The sequence below is a fragment of the Actinomadura macra NBRC 14102 genome (assembly GCF_001552215.1).
In the GTDB taxonomy this organism is placed as follows: domain Bacteria; phylum Actinomycetota; class Actinomycetes; order Streptosporangiales; family Streptosporangiaceae; genus Spirillospora; species Spirillospora macra.
The window spans coordinates 37,526-54,676 of the sequence record NZ_BCQT01000033.1; the positions used below are offsets into that span (position 1 = coordinate 37,526).

The 17,151-nt window shown below is 72.6% G+C and carries 16 protein-coding genes and 1 pseudogene; 8 read left to right on the plus strand and 9 right to left on the minus strand.

Annotated elements, in window-relative coordinates; all coding sequences use genetic code 11:
• The first annotated feature begins 21 nt into the window (after positions 1 to 21).
• The gene (locus AMA02S_RS43355) at positions 22 to 1,446 is read left to right on the plus strand and encodes a serine/threonine-protein kinase (protein WP_067469651.1); all 1,425 of its coding nucleotides are present in this window, start codon (positions 22 to 24) and stop codon (positions 1,444 to 1,446) included.
• Here the strand turns inward: AMA02S_RS43355 and AMA02S_RS44525 are convergent.
• Together AMA02S_RS44525 and AMA02S_RS44530 are read right to left on the minus strand one after the other, a co-directional pair.
• Entirely contained in the window at positions 1,364 to 2,932 is a 1,569-nt protein-coding gene (locus AMA02S_RS44525) for an NADH-quinone oxidoreductase subunit NuoF family protein (protein ID WP_067469654.1), read from the minus strand. The genes AMA02S_RS43355 and AMA02S_RS44525 overlap by 83 nt on opposite strands.
• Positions 2,929 to 3,678, minus strand: coding sequence for a ferric reductase-like transmembrane domain-containing protein (locus AMA02S_RS44530; RefSeq protein WP_067469657.1), 750 nt, complete (start codon positions 3,676 to 3,678; stop codon positions 2,929 to 2,931). The genes AMA02S_RS44525 and AMA02S_RS44530 overlap by 4 nt, the downstream gene beginning before the upstream one ends.
• Positions 3,679 to 3,806: 128 nt before the next feature.
• Between AMA02S_RS44530 and AMA02S_RS38535 the strand changes: the two genes are divergently transcribed.
• Positions 3,807 to 4,385, plus strand: a complete 579-nt coding sequence (locus AMA02S_RS38535) for an acyl-CoA dehydrogenase family protein (RefSeq protein WP_067469660.1) — start codon at positions 3,807 to 3,809, stop codon at positions 4,383 to 4,385.
• On the opposite strand, the gene AMA02S_RS38540 is transcribed toward AMA02S_RS38535, so the two are convergent.
• Positions 4,378 to 5,214, minus strand: a complete 837-nt coding sequence (locus tag AMA02S_RS38540) for an NAD(P)H-binding protein (RefSeq protein ID WP_067469663.1) — start codon at positions 5,212 to 5,214, stop codon at positions 4,378 to 4,380. The genes AMA02S_RS38535 and AMA02S_RS38540 overlap by 8 nt on opposite strands.
• Before the next feature lie 73 nt (positions 5,215 to 5,287).
• Between AMA02S_RS38540 and AMA02S_RS38545 the strand changes: the two genes are divergently transcribed.
• Complete coding sequence (locus tag AMA02S_RS38545; RefSeq protein ID WP_067469666.1) at positions 5,288 to 6,262, plus strand: AraC family transcriptional regulator; 975 nt, start codon at positions 5,288 to 5,290, stop codon at positions 6,260 to 6,262.
• Here the strand turns inward: AMA02S_RS38545 and AMA02S_RS38550 are convergent.
• Positions 6,247 to 7,167 carry an SDR family oxidoreductase gene (locus AMA02S_RS38550; RefSeq protein WP_067469669.1) on the minus strand — a complete coding sequence of 307 codons (921 nt, stop codon included), beginning with the start codon at positions 7,165 to 7,167 and terminating at the stop codon, positions 6,247 to 6,249. The genes AMA02S_RS38545 and AMA02S_RS38550 overlap by 16 nt on opposite strands.
• A 17-nt stretch (positions 7,168 to 7,184) precedes the next feature.
• The gene (locus tag AMA02S_RS38555) at positions 7,185 to 7,952 is read right to left on the minus strand and encodes an SDR family oxidoreductase (protein WP_067469672.1); all 768 of its coding nucleotides are present in this window, start codon (positions 7,950 to 7,952) and stop codon (positions 7,185 to 7,187) included.
• A gap of 75 nt (positions 7,953 to 8,027) precedes the next feature.
• Here AMA02S_RS38555 and AMA02S_RS38560 point away from each other — a divergent pair, with 75 nt between their 5' ends.
• From AMA02S_RS38560 to AMA02S_RS38575, 4 genes are read left to right on the plus strand one after another with little or no spacing between them, the layout of a single operon-like run.
• Entirely contained in the window at positions 8,028 to 8,774 is a 747-nt protein-coding gene (locus tag AMA02S_RS38560; protein ID WP_067469674.1) for an enoyl-CoA hydratase family protein, read from the plus strand.
• A gap of 20 nt (positions 8,775 to 8,794) precedes the next feature.
• Positions 8,795 to 9,637, plus strand: coding sequence for a CoA transferase subunit A (locus AMA02S_RS38565; protein ID WP_084266043.1), 843 nt, complete (start codon positions 8,795 to 8,797; stop codon positions 9,635 to 9,637).
• Positions 9,619 to 10,368: a CoA-transferase subunit beta gene (locus AMA02S_RS38570; RefSeq protein ID WP_067469683.1), complete on the plus strand. Its 750-nt coding sequence runs from the start codon at positions 9,619 to 9,621 to the stop codon at positions 10,366 to 10,368. Before AMA02S_RS38565 ends, AMA02S_RS38570 begins: the two co-directional genes overlap by 19 nt.
• The gene (locus AMA02S_RS38575; protein WP_067469686.1) at positions 10,365 to 11,444 is read left to right on the plus strand and encodes an NAD(P)H-dependent flavin oxidoreductase; all 1,080 of its coding nucleotides are present in this window, start codon (positions 10,365 to 10,367) and stop codon (positions 11,442 to 11,444) included. Before AMA02S_RS38570 ends, AMA02S_RS38575 begins: the two co-directional genes overlap by 4 nt.
• A gap of 36 nt (positions 11,445 to 11,480) precedes the next feature.
• Here AMA02S_RS38575 and AMA02S_RS38580 read toward each other — a convergent pair whose 3' ends face one another.
• The 4 genes and pseudogenes from AMA02S_RS38580 to AMA02S_RS45225 form a co-directional block, all read right to left on the minus strand.
• On the minus strand, positions 11,481 to 12,491 hold the full coding sequence (locus AMA02S_RS38580; RefSeq protein ID WP_067469716.1) for an aldo/keto reductase: 1,011 nt from the start codon (positions 12,489 to 12,491) through the stop codon (positions 11,481 to 11,483).
• Positions 12,492 to 12,694: 203 nt separating this feature from the next.
• A complete protein-coding gene (locus AMA02S_RS38585; protein WP_218005271.1) occupies positions 12,695 to 13,873 on the minus strand; it encodes an acyl-CoA dehydrogenase family protein in 1,179 nt (392 codons plus the stop codon).
• Between the two features lie 26 nt (positions 13,874 to 13,899).
• Positions 13,900 to 15,441, minus strand: a complete 1,542-nt coding sequence (locus tag AMA02S_RS45325; RefSeq protein ID WP_439951626.1) for an enoyl-CoA hydratase-related protein — start codon at positions 15,439 to 15,441, stop codon at positions 13,900 to 13,902.
• A 55-nt stretch (positions 15,442 to 15,496) separates the two neighbouring features.
• Positions 15,497 to 16,336 (minus strand): annotated as a pseudogene (locus AMA02S_RS45225) (IclR family transcriptional regulator); the annotation flags it as partial.
• Between AMA02S_RS45225 and AMA02S_RS38595 the strand changes: the two are divergent.
• Positions 16,263 to 17,081 (plus strand): MIP/aquaporin family protein, encoded by an 819-nt coding sequence (locus AMA02S_RS38595; RefSeq protein ID WP_067469689.1) that lies wholly within the window; start codon positions 16,263 to 16,265, stop codon positions 17,079 to 17,081. The pseudogene AMA02S_RS45225 and the gene AMA02S_RS38595 sit on opposite strands and share 74 nt — an antisense overlap.
• Positions 17,082 to 17,151: the final 70 nt, after the last annotated feature.

A 17,151-nucleotide genomic window follows, 5' to 3' on the forward strand; every position in this document is an offset into this window, starting at 1 on the left:
AATCCTTCATGATGGGGTGACATGGGGAACCCGAGCGCCGCCGGCAGGTACCGGATCGACCGACTCCTCGGTTCGGGCGGATTCGCGACGGTCTGGCTAGGGCATGATCCCGAACTCGACGCGCCCGTCGCGGTCAAGATCCTCGGTGACTCCTGGACGCACCGCGCCGACGTCCGGGAGCGGTTCGTCCAGGAGGCGCGGCTGCTGCGGCGCGCCGACTCCCACCGGCTCGTGCAGGTCTTCGACATCGGCGAGTTGCCGGACGGGCGCCCCTACTTCGTGATGACCTACGCCGACCGCGGCACGCTGGAGGACCGGCTCGCCGGGGGGCCGCTGCCGCTGAACGAGGCGTTGCGGACCGCGCGGGAGATCATCCTCGGTGTCCGGGAACTCCACGGGCTCGACGTCGTGCATCGCGATCTGAAACCGTCCAACGTGCTGCTCCGGGCGGCGCCCGGCGGCGACGGTGAGCGCATCATGATCGCCGATCTCGGCATCGCGCGCACCGGCGACCGGCTGTCGAGCCTGACGCTGCCCGCGGGGTCGCCCGGGTACATGGCGCCGGAGCAGGCACAGATCGACGGCGCCCCCGACCGCCGCGCCGACGTGTACGGGCTCGGCGCGCTCACCTATCACCTGCTCACCGGGGAGCCGCCGCACAGCCCGGCGGAGGCGCCCAGCCGGTTGCGGCCCTCCGTCCCGCCCAGCGTGGACGCCGCCGTGCTGCGGGCGCTGGAACCCGACCGGGAGCGGCGGTGGGCGTCGGCGGAGGAGTTCGGCCACGCGCTGGCCCGCGCCACCAGCAAGATCGACACCGATCCGCTGCCCGCGCCCGCCGGGCGTCCGCCAGGACGGCTCCGACGGCGGACCGTCCTCGCCGGCGTCGGAGCGGCGACCGCGGCCCTCCTGGCGGGCGGCGCGTTCTGGGCCTTCGCGGGCCTCGGCGACGACGGGTCCGCCGCGGGCAAGGGCGACCTGCAGGCGCGCTGGCTGCGAGCCGACTCCGACATCCCCCGCCAGTACCGGGAGCTGATCGTCCGGGCGGGGACCTGGTGCGACATGCGCGGACTGAGCCCCGCGTTGATCGCGGCGATGCTCAAGGCCGAGAGCGGCTTCGACCCACGCCTGGCGGATCCGGTGAAGGATGAGTACGGCATCGCGCGGTGGACGCCGAAACTGCTGGTCTTCTGGCAGCCTGGCGGCTTGAACAACCCCGAGCCGAAGCCCGCCGACATCACCCCTGAGCTGTCGATCCCGGCAATGGGCCGGTACCTGTGCTACTGGGGCAAGGACCTCAAGGACGTGCCGGGCGACCCGTCCTTGAACCTCGCCGTTACATACCGCAGCTCATCCAAGACCGTGGTCAAGGCGGGTGGGGTACCTGAGCGGTTCCTGCCGTATGCCGAGAAGGTTCGACGCTACGTGACGGAGTACCAGCCCCGCTGAGCCGGGAACTGTCGCTCGCGGGCGTGTCGTGGGGCGCACGCGGGACGAGGCGTAGCGCGAGCCCGGGACACACGGCGACGGCGCGCCGCGCGTCCGCCTCCAGCCGCACCGGAACGGGGCCGGGCGGGATGACCGGATAGTTGTGCTCGTCCATACGCACCGTTCCGCGCAGCACGTCGGCGCACAGCCCATGCCCGTCGCAGCGGCTCCAGTCGACCTCCAGGCGCAGCCGGGCCTCGGTCTCGGCGGGCAGGACACCGAGGACGGGCCGGCCGCACCCGCCGTCCGCCGCGTGCCGCGCGATGTCGGGCGCGAAGACCTCCAGCGCGGACAGGACGAACCGGGCCGTACCGTCAGGATGCGCACAGGCACCACGCCCGCTGGCCATTCTGGCGGCGCGGCGGACGGTGTCGCGGGCGGCGGCGGTGTCGTACCCGTCGACCAGGGCGGCGAACGCCCCGGCGATGTCGGGCAGGCCCAGCCGGCAGGGTCCGCATTGCCCGGCGGACTCGGCGGCCAGGTACCGGGCGACCCGCGCGCTCTCCCCGAGCGGGCACGTCCTGCGGCCGAGCGGCATGACGATGCCGGCGCCGAGCGCGCCGCCCGCGGCCTTCAGACCGGCACGCGACACCCGCGTGCGGGTGGCGACGTCGGCCGACAGCCACGCGCCGTGATAGCCGCCGACCAACACCCCGTCGCCCGCGCGCGCTCCGCACAGGTCCAGCAGGTGACCAAGTGGCGCACCGGTGGCGGTCTCCACCACGGCGGGGAACCGGGCCGCGCCGGTGACGGTCAGCAGCACCGTACCGGGCTCGTCCGGTGGACCTACGTCGCGGTAGCGCTGCGGCCCGAGGCCGGCGAGCACGGCGAGCTGCGCGAACGTCTCGGCGTTGGACAGCAGCGTGGGCAGGCCGTCCACACCGCTGGTGGACGCCCGCCCCTTGCGGCCGGGCGGGACGGGCCGCTTGCCGTTGATGCCGCGGACGAGCGCGCCGCTCTCCCCCGTGACGAATCGCTCGGGCAACAGCACGACGCGGGCGCGCGCCCCCAGCTCCCGCTCGGCCACGGCGCGCTCCATCGAGACGGCCGCGGCCGGGTCGGTGACGGCGATGACAATCTCCAGGGAGCCGAGTGCGGTCGCGGCGAGCGCGGCGCCGTCCAGGACGAGATGCGGGGCGCCGCGGAGCAGGACCTTGTCCTTGGCGCTGCCGGGCTCTCCCTCGGTGCCGTTGACGACCACGACGGTCCGCTTGCGGCGCCGGACGGCGCTGTCGGCGGTGGCCTTCACCTTGCGGGCGAAGGGGAAGGCGGCGCCGCCCCGGCCGTGCAGCCGCCCCTCCTCGCACAGCGCGACGAGCTGGTCGGCGGTGAGCGGGCTCGGGTGCGGGTGCAGGGCGCGGTGAGCGTCCCAGTCGAGCCGGACGGCACCGTCCAGGCCCTTGGTGAGCCGGGGCGGGCCGACCTGACGGACGGCGAGGGTGGTCACGACGCCCTCCTCTCCCGTGGTCGCAGCACCGGCCGCGCGGCCAGGGCGAGGACCACTCCGGCCAGGCAGAGCAGGTAGCCCACGGTCACCCACGTCGCGGGGGTGCGGCCGGAGGTCAGCCCGTGGAGGACGCCCAGAGGCCACGCCGCGTAGGCGGTGAGGTGCGTCGCTCGCCAGGCCCAGGGGTGCCGCGCGCCGGCGAAGCGCCCCCGGGCGATCCCACCGGCGACGGCGATGATCAGCAGGTAGGCCGCGAGGGTGCCGAGCCCGTAGTCCGTGAGGTGATGCCCGGAATGCGGGAGGAACGCCTGCGCTACCCCGATCCGGTGCCGGGCGACCTGGGAGGCCAAATGCAGCGCCAGCATCGTCACGGCCGCGAACGCGGTGGCCCGGTGGACCGCCTGCGCGCGGACACGGTGGCGGGGCGCCAGCATGGCGCGGTCGGTGGCCAGCAGCCCGATCATGACCGTCAACGACAGCGCCACCAGCGCGAACACGCCACAGTAGAAGTCGAGGAACGAGCCGACGGCGCGCAGCGCGGGCAGGACCCGGCCCCGTGAGAGCAGGAACCCGAGCGTAAGCCCGACGCCCGCGGCCCCCGCCGCCGCGGCGATCAGGCTCCGGCGGCCTCCGATGCGCCTGCGTCCGGGCCTCCGGGACGTGCCGCCGGTGCCCGTGGCCACGAGGAACGCGGCCGTCCCCTCGTGGGCGGGCGCCCTCCGTTCCTCCGGAGGTTCGAAGGCCATCGCTGCACCACCTGCCTCTCCGTCTCCCGGTGCGACGCCTCTGTTCGTACGATGCGTGATCACCTGGGTTCGGTTCGGTGACATTTTCGTGGATGAGAAAATCACCGGGACGGTAGCCGGGAGGGGACATGCGACAGCTGCTCGCCCAACGCCAGCGCGGATTCCTGGCCCTCGCCGAGGGCCTGGCCAGGCCGTTCTCCGAGAGGGCGGCGAGGCACGATGAGGACAACACCCTTCCCCGCGAGAACTTCGACGACCTGCGCGAGGCGGGGCTGCTGAGGCTGTCGGTCCCGGCGGAGCTCGGCGGGATGGGCGCCACACTGCCGGAGATCCTGCCGGTGCTCGAACGGCTCACGGCGGCGGACGGCTCGACCGCGCTCGCGGCCACCATGCACATCTCACCGCTCGGCCAGTGGGGCACGGTGTGGCGGCGCACGGGCGACCCGCGGCTGGAGCGTTTTCTGCGGGAGGCCGCCGAGGGGCGGCTGGTCTGGGCGTCGGTCACCAGCGAAATCGGGACGCCGAACCTGCTCACCGACGCCCGGACCCGCGCCGAGCGCGCGGAGGGCGGCGCACTTCGACGCGGCGCGGGCTTCACCCGCGCCGCCCCGTTCGAGCGGATGTGGCGGGACGCGCAGGCCGGGCGGATCATGCCGTTCGACGAGCGGGCCGCCGCCGACCTGACCCGGCGTCGTGCGGCTAGCTAGGTGAGGTCCAGGCGCCCGCCGCGGCGGCCTCCTTGACGTACTCGGCGAACGGGCGCGCCTCCCGCCCGAGCGCGCGCCGCACATCGTCGGTCACGCGGTCGCCCGTGCCGTTCGCCAGACCCACCAGAAGCCGGGTGAGGAGATCGATCAGCGGATCGGGGACCTCCTGGGCCTCCAGCAGCCCCTTGAACTCGGGCGCCTCCAGCGGCGTGTAGCGGATCTCGCGCCCCGACGCCGCCGCGATCAGGCGGACGGCCTCCCGGAACGACAGCGGCTCCGGCCCGGTCAGCTCGTAGGTGCGCCCGGCATGCCCGTCCCCAGTGAGGGCGGCGACCGCGACGTCGGCGATGTCCGCCACGTCCACGAACGCCTCCCGGCCCTCCCCCGCCGGCAGCGCCAGTTCCCCTTCGATCAACGGCGGAAGGAGGAAGTCCTCGCTGAAATTCTGGTTGAACCACGCCGGGCGCAGGATCGTCCATTGCGCGCCGGCCTCCCGGACTGCGCGCTCGGCGGACTCCTGCTCGCGCAAGGGCTGCCCGTCCACTCCGCGCGCCGACAACAGGACGAGCCGCCGCACGCCCGCCGCCACGGCAGCACCGGTGAAGTCGGTCACGACGTCCTGGTCGACGGACTCGTTCATCGGGACGATGTACACGGCGCCCGCGCCCCGCAGGGCCGGGCCCCAGGTGTCGCGGTCGGCCCACTCGAACCGGGTCCCGGTCGTGCGTGAGCCCGCGCGGACGGACAGGCCGCGGTCCTTGAGACGGGCGGCCACCCTGCGTCCGGTCTTGCCACGGGCGCCGAGGACGAGAATCGTTTCTTCGGTCATGTCGTCAGCACATCAGCCCGGATCGAGACGATCCATGGGCGCACGTCTCGAACACATGTGAGATCGTCTCACCATGGACCTCCTCGACGACCTGCTCTCGGGCGTGCGAGCCCAGGGCGCCGTGTTCTGCCGGTCCGTGGCCGAGCCGCCGTGGGCGGTGCGGTTCACCGCGCCCGCGCCGCTCGCGCTCGGCACCATGCTCAGCGGCGCGGCGTGGCTCGTGCCCGACGGCGGCGAGCCGGTGCTGGTCAAGGAGGGTGACATCGTCCTGGCCAGGGGCGGGAATCCGTTCACTGCCGGGGATCACCCGGACACCCCTCCGCAGGTCGTGGTCGTCGACTCCGAGCGCTGCTACGCGACCACCGAGGGCCCGTCGTCCCTCGGGCGCAACTTCGGGCTCGGCCCGCGCACCTACGGCCTCACCGCGGACGGGTCGGATCTGTTCGTCACCGCCGAGTACCCGATGCGCGGCGACGTGAGCGAGCGGCTGCTCTCGGCGCTGCCGGAACTGGTCGTCGTCCCGTGGCAGCAGGAGTTCGCGCCACTGCTGGAACTGCTGGCGGCCGAGGTCGCCCGCGAGAATCCGGGCCAGCAGATCATTCTCGATCGGCTCCTCGACATGCTGCTGGTGCGGGCGCTGCGCGCGTGGTTCGCGCGTCCGGAGGCGACGGCGCCCGCCGGCTACCGGGCCCTCAGCGATCCGCGGATCGGGCCCGCGCTGCGGCTGCTGCACGAGCGGCCCGCCCGGCCGTGGACTGTCGCCTCCCTCGCCGCCGAGACGGGCATGTCCCGCGCGGTCTTCGCGCGCCGCTTCACCCAGTTGGTCGGCCGGCCGCCGCTCGCCTACCTCACCGAGTGGCGGATGACCCTGGCCGCCGACTTGCTGCGCGAGCGGGACGCGAGCGTCGCCTCGGTCGCGCGGCGGGTCGGCTACGCCGATGGGTTCGCGTTCAGCAACGCCTTCAAGCGCGTCCGCGGCGTCGCGCCCAGCACCGTCCTGCGCTCGCAGGACGCGGATCCGCCGACGGAACCTCAGCCTGCGCCGTAGACGGGCTCGGGCGCGGGTGCCTTCGCCAGCAGGTCGGTGACGACCGCCCCCACCTCTGACGGATCCCATCTCGCGCCCTTGTCTGCGGCCGGGCCATGCCTGAAGGGATCCATGACGCAGATCCTGCCACCCTCGGCCTCGAAGAAGCGGCCGGTCACCCCGCGGGACGCCACCGACCCGAGCCAGGCGACCAGCGGGGAGACGTTCTCCGGCGCCATGGCGTCGAACCCGCCCTCCGCCGGTGCGGCCATCGTCTGCGCGAAGACCTCCTCGGTCATCCGGGTGCGGGCGGCGGGCGCGATGGCGTTGACGTTCACCCCGTACCGGCCGAGTTCGGCGGCGGCGACCAGCGTCAGCCCGGCGATGCCCGCCTTCGCGGCGGAGTAGTTGCCCTGGCCGACGCTGCCGAGCAGCCCGGCACCGGACGAGGTGTTGATCACGCGCGCGTCCACGGGACGGCCGGTCTTGCTCTCGGCGCGCCAGTACAGGCCGGCGTGCTTCAGGGGCAGGAAGTGGCCCTTCAGATGGACGCGCATGACCGCGTCCCACTCGTCCTCGGAGAGGTTGACGAGCATCCGGTCGCGCAGGAATCCGGCATTGTTGACGAGCACGTCCAGCCGCCCGAACGCCTCGACGGCGGCCGCGATCAGCGCGGCGGCCCCGGCGTCGGTCGCGATGTCGTCGGTGCTGGCCACCGCCCGACCGCCGAACGACTCGATCTCCCGGACGACGTCGTGCGCGGGCCTGGCCGTGCCGGGCTCCGCCACGTCCTGCCTGCCATCGCGCGCCACGCCGAGATCGTTGACCACGACGTGGGCGCCCTGGCGGGCGAACTCCAGCGCGTGCGCGCGGCCGAGGCCACGTCCGGCGCCGGTGACGGCGACCACGCGGTCCTTGCAGATCATCGCGACTCCTTCTTCGCTCACGGCTTGTTCACGGTGGCGGCGTCGAGGAAGGCGGGGCGTTCTCCCCCGCCGTGCAGCAGCATCGACGAGCCGGTGACGTAGGACGCCAGGTCGGAGGCCAGGAACGCGCAGGCCCCGCCGACGTCGCAGGGGTCGGCGAGACGGCCCAGCGGGACGGTCCGCTCCACCGCCGCGACGCCGTCCTCGTCGCCGTAGTGCAGGTGCGCCAACTCGGTGCGGACCATGCCGAGCGTGATCGAGTTCACCCGGACGTGCGGCGCCCACTCGACGGCCAGGGACTGCGTGAGGTTGCGCAGTCCCGCCTTGGCGGCACCGTAGGCGGCGGTGCCCGGCGAGGGGCGCTCGCCGCTCACGCTGCCGATGTTGATGATCGAGCCACCGGACCCCAGCGCCCGCATCCTCGCGTGCACCGCCCGGGCCATGATCAGCGCCGAGGTCAGGTTCAACTCGATGATCTTGATGTGGGTGCGCAGCCCGCCGTCGGCGACCGGCAGGAACGGGGCACCGCCCGCGTTGTTGACCAGCACGTCGACACGGTCGAGCCCGTCGACGAACGCCTGTGCGGCGTCCGGATCGCGCACGTCCAGCGAGACGAACCGGGCCGTCCGGCCGCCCGCCCGCGGGAGCGCGTCCGGCGCACGGCGCGCGACCGCGACGACGTCCGCCCCCGCTTCCAGAAGGGCTCGGCTGATCCCGCCGCCCACACCGCGCACGCCCCCCGTGACCACGGCGGTCTTGCCCGCCAGGTCGAGCGTCAGAGCCATCTCGGTGCCATCCCCTCTCCTCCGCGACCCTCTGCTACGGTCTGTTCTAACAAATGTTTGGTGGAAAGGTAGCGCATGGGAGTCTCCACCACGACCCTGGACGGGGTCGCCGAGATCGTCGTGGACGCGCCGCCGGTCAACGCGCTGACCGTCACGGGCTGGTACGAACTGGCCGACGCGGTTTTCGCCGCGGGTCGCGACCCGCGGGTCGGGGCGGTCGTGCTCCGGGCGGAGGGTCGAGGCTTCAACGCGGGTGTCGACCTCAAGGAGATGCAACGCACGGACGGCCACACCGCGCTGGTGGGGGCCAACCGGGGCTGCTCCGCGGCCTTCGCCGCCGTCTACGACTGCGATGTCCCGGTCGTCGCGGCCGTCCACGGCTTCTGCCTGGGCGGCGGGGTTGGCCTGGCGGGCAACGCCGACATCGTGGTCGCGTCCGAGGACGCCTACTTCGGCCTCCCCGAGGTGGACCGGGGCGCGCTCGGCGCCGCCACCCACCTGGCGAGACTCGTCCCGCAACACCTGATGCGGGCGATGGTCTACACGTGCCGTACCGTCACGGCCGCCGAACTGCACCACCACGGCTCGGTGCTGGAGGTCGTTCCAGCGGACGGGCTGCGCGCGAAGGCCCTGGAGGTCGCCGCCGGAATCGCGGCGAAGGACCGGTACGTGATCCGCCGCGCCAAGGAATCCTTGAACGGCATCGACCCGGTCGACGTCAAGCGCAGCTACCGCTTCGAGCAGGGCTTCACCTTCGAACTGAACCTCGTCGGCGCGGGCGACGAGCACCGCGACGCCTTCGTGGCGGGGGGCGCTCAGTGAGTGGCGCAGTGAGCAAGGTCATGTCACCTGAGGAGGTCGCGGACTCGCTGGAGAGCGGCATGACCGTCGGGATCGGCGGCTGGGGGTCCCGGCGCAAGCCGATGGCGCTCGTCCGCGCGATCTGCCGAACCGCCGTCACCGACCTCACCGTGGTCTCCTACGGCGGGCCCGATGTGGGGCTGCTGTGCGCCGCGGGCAAGGTCCGCCGTCTCATCACCGCGTTCGTGACACTGGACTCGATCCCGCTGGAGCCCCACTTCCGGCAGGCGCGCCAGTCCGGCGCGATCGAGCTGACCGAGTACGACGAGGGCATGTTCATGTTCGGGCTGTACGCGGCGGCGCACCGGCTCCCCTTCCTGCCCACGCCCGTGGGCCTCGGCTCGGACGTGATGAGGGTCAACCCGGATCTGCGGACCGTCCGATCGCCGTACGAGGACGGGCGGGAACTCGTCGCCGTCCCCGCGTTGACGATGGACGTGGCCCTGGTGCACATGAACCGTGCCGACGCGAGGGGCAACGCCCAGTACCTCGGACCCGACCCGTACATGGACGACCTGTTCGCCAAGGCCGCCGGACGGACCTACGTCTCGTGCGAGCGGCTGGTCGCCACCGCCGACCTCGCCAAGGAGGGACCCGTGCAGTCGCTGCTGATCAGCCGCTCGCAGGTCGCGGGCGTGGTGGAGACGCCCAACGGGGCGCACTTCACCGACTGCGCGCCCGACCACGGACGGGACGAGGCGTTCCAGCGGCTCTACGCCCAGGCCGCCGACCCGCGGAAGTGGGCGGAGTTCCGCGACCGGTTCCTGTCCGGCGACGAGTCCGCCTACCAGGACGCCGTCCGACGATGGCGGGAGGAGAAGTGAGCGCCGACGTCACGAGGGCCGAGATCTGCGCGGTCGCCTGCGCGGAACTGTTCCGGGGGGACGGGGAGATCGTCGCGGCGGCGGTCGCCGGTTTCGTGCCGATGCTGGGGTCGCGGCTGGCGCGGGCGACCTTCGAGCCCGGCCTGCTGACCACGGACGGCGGTCCGGCGCTGAGCGCCGAGCCGGTTCCGCTCGGCCGGCAGGCGGAGGAGATCGAGGGATGGCTCCCGTTCCGCGACCACCTGTGGCTCGTGCTGAACGGACGACGGCACGTGGTGATGGGCCCGTCCCAAATCGACCGGTACGGCAACAGCAACATCTCCTGCATCGGCGCCTGGGAGCGACCCGAGCGGCAGCTCCTCGGCGCCCGCGGCGGGCCGGGCAACACGCTGCTCAACCCGACGAGCTACTGGGTACCGAAGCACTCGGCGCGGGTCTTCACCGACAAGGTGGACTTCGTCAGCGGTGTCGGCTGGGACCGGGGCGCGCACGAGATCCGCGCCGTGGTGACCAACCTGGCCGTGCTCGATTTCGCCACTCCCGACCGGCGGATGCGGCTGCGTTCGGTGCACCCGGGTGTGACCGTCGAGGACGTGGTGGCGGCGACCGGACTCGAGCTCGCCATCCCCGAGCGGCTGCCGGAGACGCGCCTGCCGGACGCCGTGGAGCTGCGCGTCATGCGCGAGGAGCTCGACCCGAAGGGCCTGCGGGAACGCGAGGTGCCCTCGTGACCGGCACGAGCACCGACGGACAGGTACTCGACACGCCGCTGACTCGGCTCACGGGCGTCCGGCATCCCGTCGTCCAGACGGGCATGGGCTGGGTGGCCGGGCCGCGGCTCGTCACGGCCGTCGCGAACGCGGGCGGCCTCGGGTTCCTGGCATCGGCGACGATGACGCTCGACCAGCTCGGGCGGGCCGTCCACGCAGTGAAGGAGCGCACGGACGCGCCGTTCGGCGTCAACCTGCGGGCGGACGCCGGTGACGCGGACGACCGCATCGACCTGCTCATCAGGGAGGACGTCCGGGTCGCCTCGTTCGCGCTGGCGCCGAGGCGGGAGCTGATCTCCAGACTGAAGGACGCGGGGATCGTGGTGATCCCGTCGGTGGGCGCGCGGCGGCACGCGGAGAAGGTCGTGGGCTGGGGCGCCGACGCGGTGCTCGTGCAAGGCGGCGAGGGCGGCGGGCATACTGGTGCCGTCGCCACAACGCTGCTGCTCCCGCAGGTCGTGGACGCGGTGGACGTTCCGGTGATCGCCGCGGGCGGCTTCTTCGACGGGCGCGGTCTCGCCGCCGCCCTCGCCTACGGCGCGGCGGGCGTGGCGATGGGCACCCGGTTCCTGCTGACCTCCGACAGCTCGGTGCCGGACGCGGTCAAGCGCGTCTACCTGGAGACCGGCGAGACCGTCGTGACCCGCCGGGTGGACGGGATGCCGCACCGGGTCCTGCGCAGTGGGCTGGTCGACGCCCTGGAGGGCTCGGGCCGGGTCGGCGGACTGATGCGGGCGCTGCGCAACGGGGCCCGGTTCAAGAACCTGTCCGGGATGTCGTGGCGCGAGATGATCGCCGACGGGAGGGCGATGAAGCACGGCAAGGATCTGTCCTGGGCACAGGTGCTGATGGCCGCCAACACCCCGATGCTGCTGAAGGCGGCGATGGTGGACGGCCGTCCCGATCTCGGCGTGATGGCCTCCGGGCAGGTCGTCGGCGTCATCGACGACCTGCCCGACTGCGCCCAGCTGATCGGCGGGATCGTGGCGGGAGCCGCCGAGGCCATCGCCGCCCAGCAGTCCCTCCTGGTCCGCTAGGAGGGGCTACTGGCCGGTTCTGGTCTGGTTCTGGTCTCAGTAGCGCCCACCGACCGCGGCGGGCACGGCGTCCAGCTCCGCGAGGTCGGTCCCGGTCAGCTCCAGGTCTGCGGCGCCGGCGTTGTCGCGCAGGTAGCGCCGCTTCTTGGTGCCGGGGATCGGGATGACATGGTCGCCCTGCGCGAGCGTCCAGGCGATGGCGACCTGTGCCGGGGTGGCGCCGTGCCTGTCCGCGACCGCCCTGACGACGTCCACGATCCGCAGGTTGGCCTTCAGCGCCTCCTCCTGGAAGCGCGGGTTGTACCCCCGGAAGTCGGTGACCTCGAAGTCGGAGGTGGTGACCGTCCCGGTGAGGAAGCCGCGGCCGAGCGGTGAGAACGGGACGAAGGCCGCGCCGTTGGCGGCACACCAGCCGACGACGTCGCCCGCCTCCCCCTCGCCCGCGATGGAGCCGACGCCCTCACCGGCCGCGCTCGCGCTACTCGCGCCCATCGCGTCCCGCGTCCACAGCGACAGCTCGGACTGGACGGCCGCGACCGGATGGGCGGCGTGCGCCTGGGCGGCCTGCGCGACGCTTACCTCCGACAGCCCCAGGCGGCGGACCTTGCCCGCGGCGACCAACTCCGCCATCGCGCCCCAGGTGTCGGCCAGCGGCACATCCGGGTCGACCCGGTGCAGGTAGTACAGGTCGATCACGTCGGTGCCGAGGCGGCGCAGGCTGTCCTCGGCGGACGCGACGACGTGCTCGGGAGTGCCCCGCCGGGCGATGCTCCTGGTCGTCATGTCCGTCACCACTAAGCCGGTCTTGGTGGCCAGGACCGCCTCGTCCCGCCGCCCGGCGAGCGCGCGGCCGACCAGACTCTCGTTGTGGCCGTTCCCGTAGGGCTGGGCGGTGTCCAAGAACGTGACTCCGAGGTCGAGCGCCTCCCGGATCAGCGCGACCGACGCCTCATCGTCACGTTCGGACTCGGCATAGGCCCAGCTCATCCCCATGCAACCCAGCCCTACCGCACCCACCGGCGTGCCCGCGAAATCCCGATTCCTCATCATCGAACCCCTTTGTTCGGCATCGCGGACGACGATATCCACCGCCTCCGGCATTGATCGTGGGTCGGAGCCAGGGTCGCGAACACGGGTCCTAGGGTGACCGGCTCGGCTGCGCAGCGAGGCGTGCGGGGCATCACGGTCGCGAGCCTGGCCCCCGGCTTGGACGGCGCGTAGACCGTCCGGCCTGCTGGAGGCGGACCCGTTCAGTCCTCCAGCAGGCGGCGGCCGATGATCATTTTCTGGATGTCGGCGGTGCCCTCCCCGATCAGCAGCATCGGCGCCTCCCGGTAAAGACGTTCGATCTCGTACTCGGTGGAGTAGGCGTAGCCGCCGTGGATGCGGAACGCGTCCTCCACGACCTCCTTGCAGTACTCGCTCGCGAGGTACTTGGCCATGCCGGCCTCCAGGTCGTTGCGCTCACCGGAATCCTTACGCCGCGCCGCCATCACCGTCATCTGGTGGGCGGCCTCGACCTTGGTGGCCATCTCGGCGAGACGGAACAGGACGGCCTGGTGCTCGGCGATCGGCCGGCCGAACGTCTCACGCCGCCGCGCGTAGTCGAGTGCCAGCTCGTAGGCGCGCCGGGCGACGCCGCAGCCGCGGGCGGCGACGTTGACGCGGCCGACCTCCACGCCGTCCATCATCTGGTAGAAGCCCTTGCCGGGCGTGCCGCCGAGGATCTGGCCGGAGGGGACGCGGAACGCGTCGAAGAGCAGCTCGGTGGTGTCGACGCCCTTGTAGCCCATCTTCTCGATCTTGCCCGGAACGGTCAGACCGGGCGCGACCTCGCCGAAGCCGGGGGCCTTGTCGACCAGGAAGGCGGTCATGCCCCGGTGGCCGGCCTGGGGATCGGTCTTGGTCAGGACGGCGACGAGGTGGGCGGAGGCGCCGTTGGTCACCCACATCTTCCGGCCGTCGATGACGTGGTGGTCGCCGTCGGGGACGGCTCGGGTCCTGATCGCCGAGACGTCCGAGCCACAGTCGGGCTCGGTCATCGAGAACGCGCCGCGGACCTCGCCGGTGGCCATCTCCGGCAGGTAGTGGGCCCGCTGCTCGTCCGTGCCGTGGTGCGCGATCATCCAGGCGACGATGAAGTGGGTGTTGACGATGCCCGAGACGCTCATCCAGCCGCGCGCCAGCTCCTCCACGACCAGGGCGTAGGTCAGCAGCGACTCGCCGAGGCCGCCGTACTCCTCGTCGATCGTGAGGCCGAACAGGCCCATCTCCCGCATGCCCTCCACGATCGTCCGCGGGTACTCGTCGGCGTGCTCCAGATCCGTGGCGACCGGGATGATCTCCCTGTCGACGAACGTGCGCACGGTCGCGATGATCTCCTTCTGCTCGTCCGACAGGCCGTGCGTCTGCTGGAGCCTGCTCACCATCGGTCGCCTCCCAGGTCGGCGTGCTGTCAGCGCCCCTCGAAGCGGGGCGGTCTGCGCTCGGCGAACGCGGCGCGTCCCTCGGCGAAGTCGACGGTGCCGAACAGGGCGGCCTGCTCCAGGCATTCGGCCTCCATGAGCCGCTCCAGGCCGTCACCTACGAGCAGGCGCTTGGCGGCGGCGACGGAGAGCGGGGCGAGCGCTGCGGCACCGGCGGCGCGTTCCAGCGCGGCGGCCAACGCCGCGCCGGGCGGGGCCAGTGAGTCGGCGAGCCCGATCTCGTAGGCGCGGGACGCGGGCACGGGTGTGCCGAACAGGAGCATGTCCCTGGCGCGGCCCATTCCGACCCGCCGCGGGAGGGTCCAGAGAAGTCCGCCGTCCGGGACGAGGCCGACCTTGCCGAACGCCGCGACGAAGCGCGCGTCCTCGGCGGCGACCACGTGGTCGCAGACCGCGGCGAGGGAGACGCCGAGGCCGGCGGCGACGCCCTCGATTGCGGCGATCACGGGGGTACCGCCTGTGGCGATCAGACGGACGGTCTCGTGCAGCGGCGCGAGCCGCGCCCGCACCGCATCCGGTCCCGCGCCCTCCATGGAGCGGACGTCCCCACCCGCGGAGAAGGTGCCACCGGCGCCGGTCAGTACGACGGCGCGCACGGCAGGGTCGTCCACGGCGCGCCGGAGCTCGTCCCGGAGGAGCTCGCGCGTCGGGACGTCGATCGCGTTGCGGACCTCGGGGCGGTCGAGTGTGAGCACGCGGGTGGCGTCGTGGCCGGTCACCGTGATCAAGCGAGCCCTCCCGGACATTTTTTGTACGATATAGGGGCCTGCTCGCAGGCCTGGAGGGCGCCCATCAACCCGGCAGATCGTCCCAGAAGCGCTGGGCGTCCAGGTGCGCGACCAGCACGTGCCGGCGCGCCGGATGTGCGCGCGCGCACGTCCGAGGTCGCCAGGCGAGGAGATGGCCACCGCCCCGGTTTCGCCGTCCCCGCGTGCCCCGCGCGCGCTACCGATCCGCCGGGTCCCCGTCGCCCGACCGATGGCGATCGAGCCCTCCAGCGCGTACACGGCGGGCTCGTCGCCGATCTTGTAGCCGACGGTGGTGAGCAGCCCGTTGCCCGCCCGCACCGGCGTCGTCCCGGTGTTCATCAGCAGGAACGCGCCGGTCCCGTAGGTGCGCTTGGTCTCACCCGGCGCGAAGCAGGTCGGCCCGCACAGCGCGGCCTGCTGGTCGCCGAGGGCCGCGCCGATGAGCACGCCGGGGAAGACCTTGCGCGCCGTCCCGTACGTCTCGGTGGACGACTTGATCTGCGGCAGCATCACCTCCGGGACGCCGAAGAACGCGAGCAGATCGTCGTCCCAGGACAGGGTGTGCAGGTCCATCAGCAGAGTGCGGCTGGCGTTCGTCACATCGGTGACGTGGACACCGCCGTCCACACCGCCGCTGAGGTTCCAGATCAGCCAGCTTTCCATCGTGCCGAACAGCACCTCGCCGCGCTCGGCGCGCCCGCGCAGGCCCGCCGTGTGGTCGAGCAGCCAGCGGATGCGCGGCGCCGAGAAGTAGGTCGCCAGCGGACGACTCCTCCGCCTCGGCGGCCCATCCGTTCTCGCGGACGCGGGTCGCGGCGCGGGCCAGGTCGCGCGGCTCGGTGATCGTCCGGCGGCAGTACGACTCCAGGATGGTGTCGCGAACCGAGGCCGCCGCGTTGGCGTCGTGCGCGGGCAGCGCCTTGCCGAGCGCCGTCGCGTGCAGCGGCAGCAGCGACCCGACGTCCATCGCCTGGGGCGTGTCGTCCGGCCGGAACACATGGTGGACGGCCAGGACCCGCCCCTCCAGCAGCGTCCCGATCCGGACGGCCTCGCCGCTGCGCGAGGCGAGCGCGTCGGCCCAGTTGATCGCGCGCGAACGCAGCTCGTTGACGTCCAGATAGCTGGTGCCGAGATGCAGCAGCGCGGCGCCGAGCCGGTACTTGCCTGTGCCGCCGTCCTGCTCGACGAATCCGACGCGCTCCAGCGTGCGCAGGATGCCGTGCGCGGTGCCGCGGGCGAGGCCGAGGGAACCGGCGATCTCCCCCACCCCGAGCCGCCCCGAGCTCGCGGCCAGCAGTCGCAAGATCGCGGCGGCCCGTTCGATCGACTGCACTGGCCCGGGCATGGATCCGATGCTAGGTCCCGCGGGCAGGACGCCGACAATGTCGGCAGCCGTCGTCATCACCGTCGCGTGCCCGTGAGCTGCCCGAATTCGGTGATCTTGTGCACAGGTGGAGGGTAACCGCCGCCGAACGGCGGCGAAAGTGTTCGACATTGTCGGCAGACCTCTGTTGTCAGGCGCTCCGTCGCGACCTACCGTCCAGGCCACCACGCCCCACCCCCGTGTGCCGAGGAGAGCAGACATGGCGGAACGACCGAGGATTCCGACGCTTGCCGGCGAGCTCGCCGCGGAGTTCGCCGGCACCCTGATCCTCATCCTGTTCGGTGTCGGCGTCGTCGCGCAGGTCGCGGCCGCCGGGATCGGCGACCACGACAGCATCGCCTGGGCCTGGGGCATCGGTGTGACGCTCGGTGTCTACGTCGCCGCGCGGATCAGCGGCGCGCACCTGAACCCGGCCGTGACCGTCGCCCTCGCCGTCTTCAGGGAGTTCCCGTGGCGCAAGGCGGCGCCCTACATCGCCGCCCAGACCGTGGGGGCGTTCGTCGCCGCGCTGATCGTTCGGTGGAATTACGGCGAGGTCCTGGCCAAGGCCGACCCCGGCCACACCATCAAGACGCAGGGCGTCTTCTCGACCCTGCCGGGCAACGGGGAACTCCCGATCGGGACGTGGGGCGCGTTCCGCGACCAGGTGATCGGCACCGCCATCCTGCTGTTCGTGATCAAGGCTGTCACGGACGCGCGCAACGCGCCGCCGCTCGCCAACCTGGCGCCGTTCATCATCGGCCTGCTGGTGGTGGCGATCGGCATGGCCTGGGGAACGGACGCCGGTTACGCGATCAACCCGGCGCGCGACTTCGGGCCGCGCCTCGCCTCGTTCCTCACCGGTTACGGCTCCGCATGGCGGGACCAGCACGGTGACCTCTACTTCTGGGTGCCGATCATCGGCCCGCTGATCGGCGGTGTGCTCGGCGCCGGGCTGTACAAGGCGCTGATCGGACGGTTCCTGCCGGACGATGCCGCCTCCGGCGGGCGGCCCGAACCCGAGTACGAGGCGGCGTGACCCACCCCTGCCGCGCCCGCAGCCCCCTTCCCCGTCCGCAGGCCATCCCCGACCCCACAGGAGATCCCGC

Bases quoted from the DNA above. Each gene is read 5' to 3' on its own strand.
- AMA02S_RS38580 (WP_067469716.1), bottom strand. From the start codon at position 12,491: ATGAGGAATCGGGATTTCGCGGGCACGCCGGTGGGTGCGGTAGGGCTG.
- AMA02S_RS38595 (WP_067469689.1), top strand. From the start codon at position 16,263: ATGGCGGAACGACCGAGGATTCCGACGCTTGCCGGCGAGCTCGCCGCG.
- AMA02S_RS38535 (WP_067469660.1), top strand. From the start codon at position 3,807: ATGCGACAGCTGCTCGCCCAACGCCAGCGCGGATTCCTGGCCCTCGCC.
- AMA02S_RS38540 (WP_067469663.1), bottom strand. From the start codon at position 5,214: ATGACCGAAGAAACGATTCTCGTCCTCGGCGCCCGTGGCAAGACCGGA.
- AMA02S_RS38545 (WP_067469666.1), top strand. From the start codon at position 5,288: ATGGACCTCCTCGACGACCTGCTCTCGGGCGTGCGAGCCCAGGGCGCC.
- AMA02S_RS38550 (WP_067469669.1), bottom strand. From the start codon at position 7,167: ATGATCTGCAAGGACCGCGTGGTCGCCGTCACCGGCGCCGGACGTGGC.
- AMA02S_RS38570 (WP_067469683.1), top strand. From the start codon at position 9,619: ATGGCGGGAGGAGAAGTGAGCGCCGACGTCACGAGGGCCGAGATCTGC.
- AMA02S_RS43355 (WP_067469651.1), top strand. From the start codon at position 22: ATGGGGAACCCGAGCGCCGCCGGCAGGTACCGGATCGACCGACTCCTC.
- AMA02S_RS38555 (WP_067469672.1), bottom strand. From the start codon at position 7,952: ATGGCTCTGACGCTCGACCTGGCGGGCAAGACCGCCGTGGTCACGGGG.
- AMA02S_RS38560 (WP_067469674.1), top strand. From the start codon at position 8,028: ATGGGAGTCTCCACCACGACCCTGGACGGGGTCGCCGAGATCGTCGTG.
- AMA02S_RS38565 (WP_084266043.1), top strand. From the start codon at position 8,795: ATGTCACCTGAGGAGGTCGCGGACTCGCTGGAGAGCGGCATGACCGTC.
- AMA02S_RS38585 (WP_218005271.1), bottom strand. From the start codon at position 13,873: ATGGTGAGCAGGCTCCAGCAGACGCACGGCCTGTCGGACGAGCAGAAG.
- AMA02S_RS44530 (WP_067469657.1), bottom strand. From the start codon at position 3,678: ATGGCCTTCGAACCTCCGGAGGAACGGAGGGCGCCCGCCCACGAGGGG.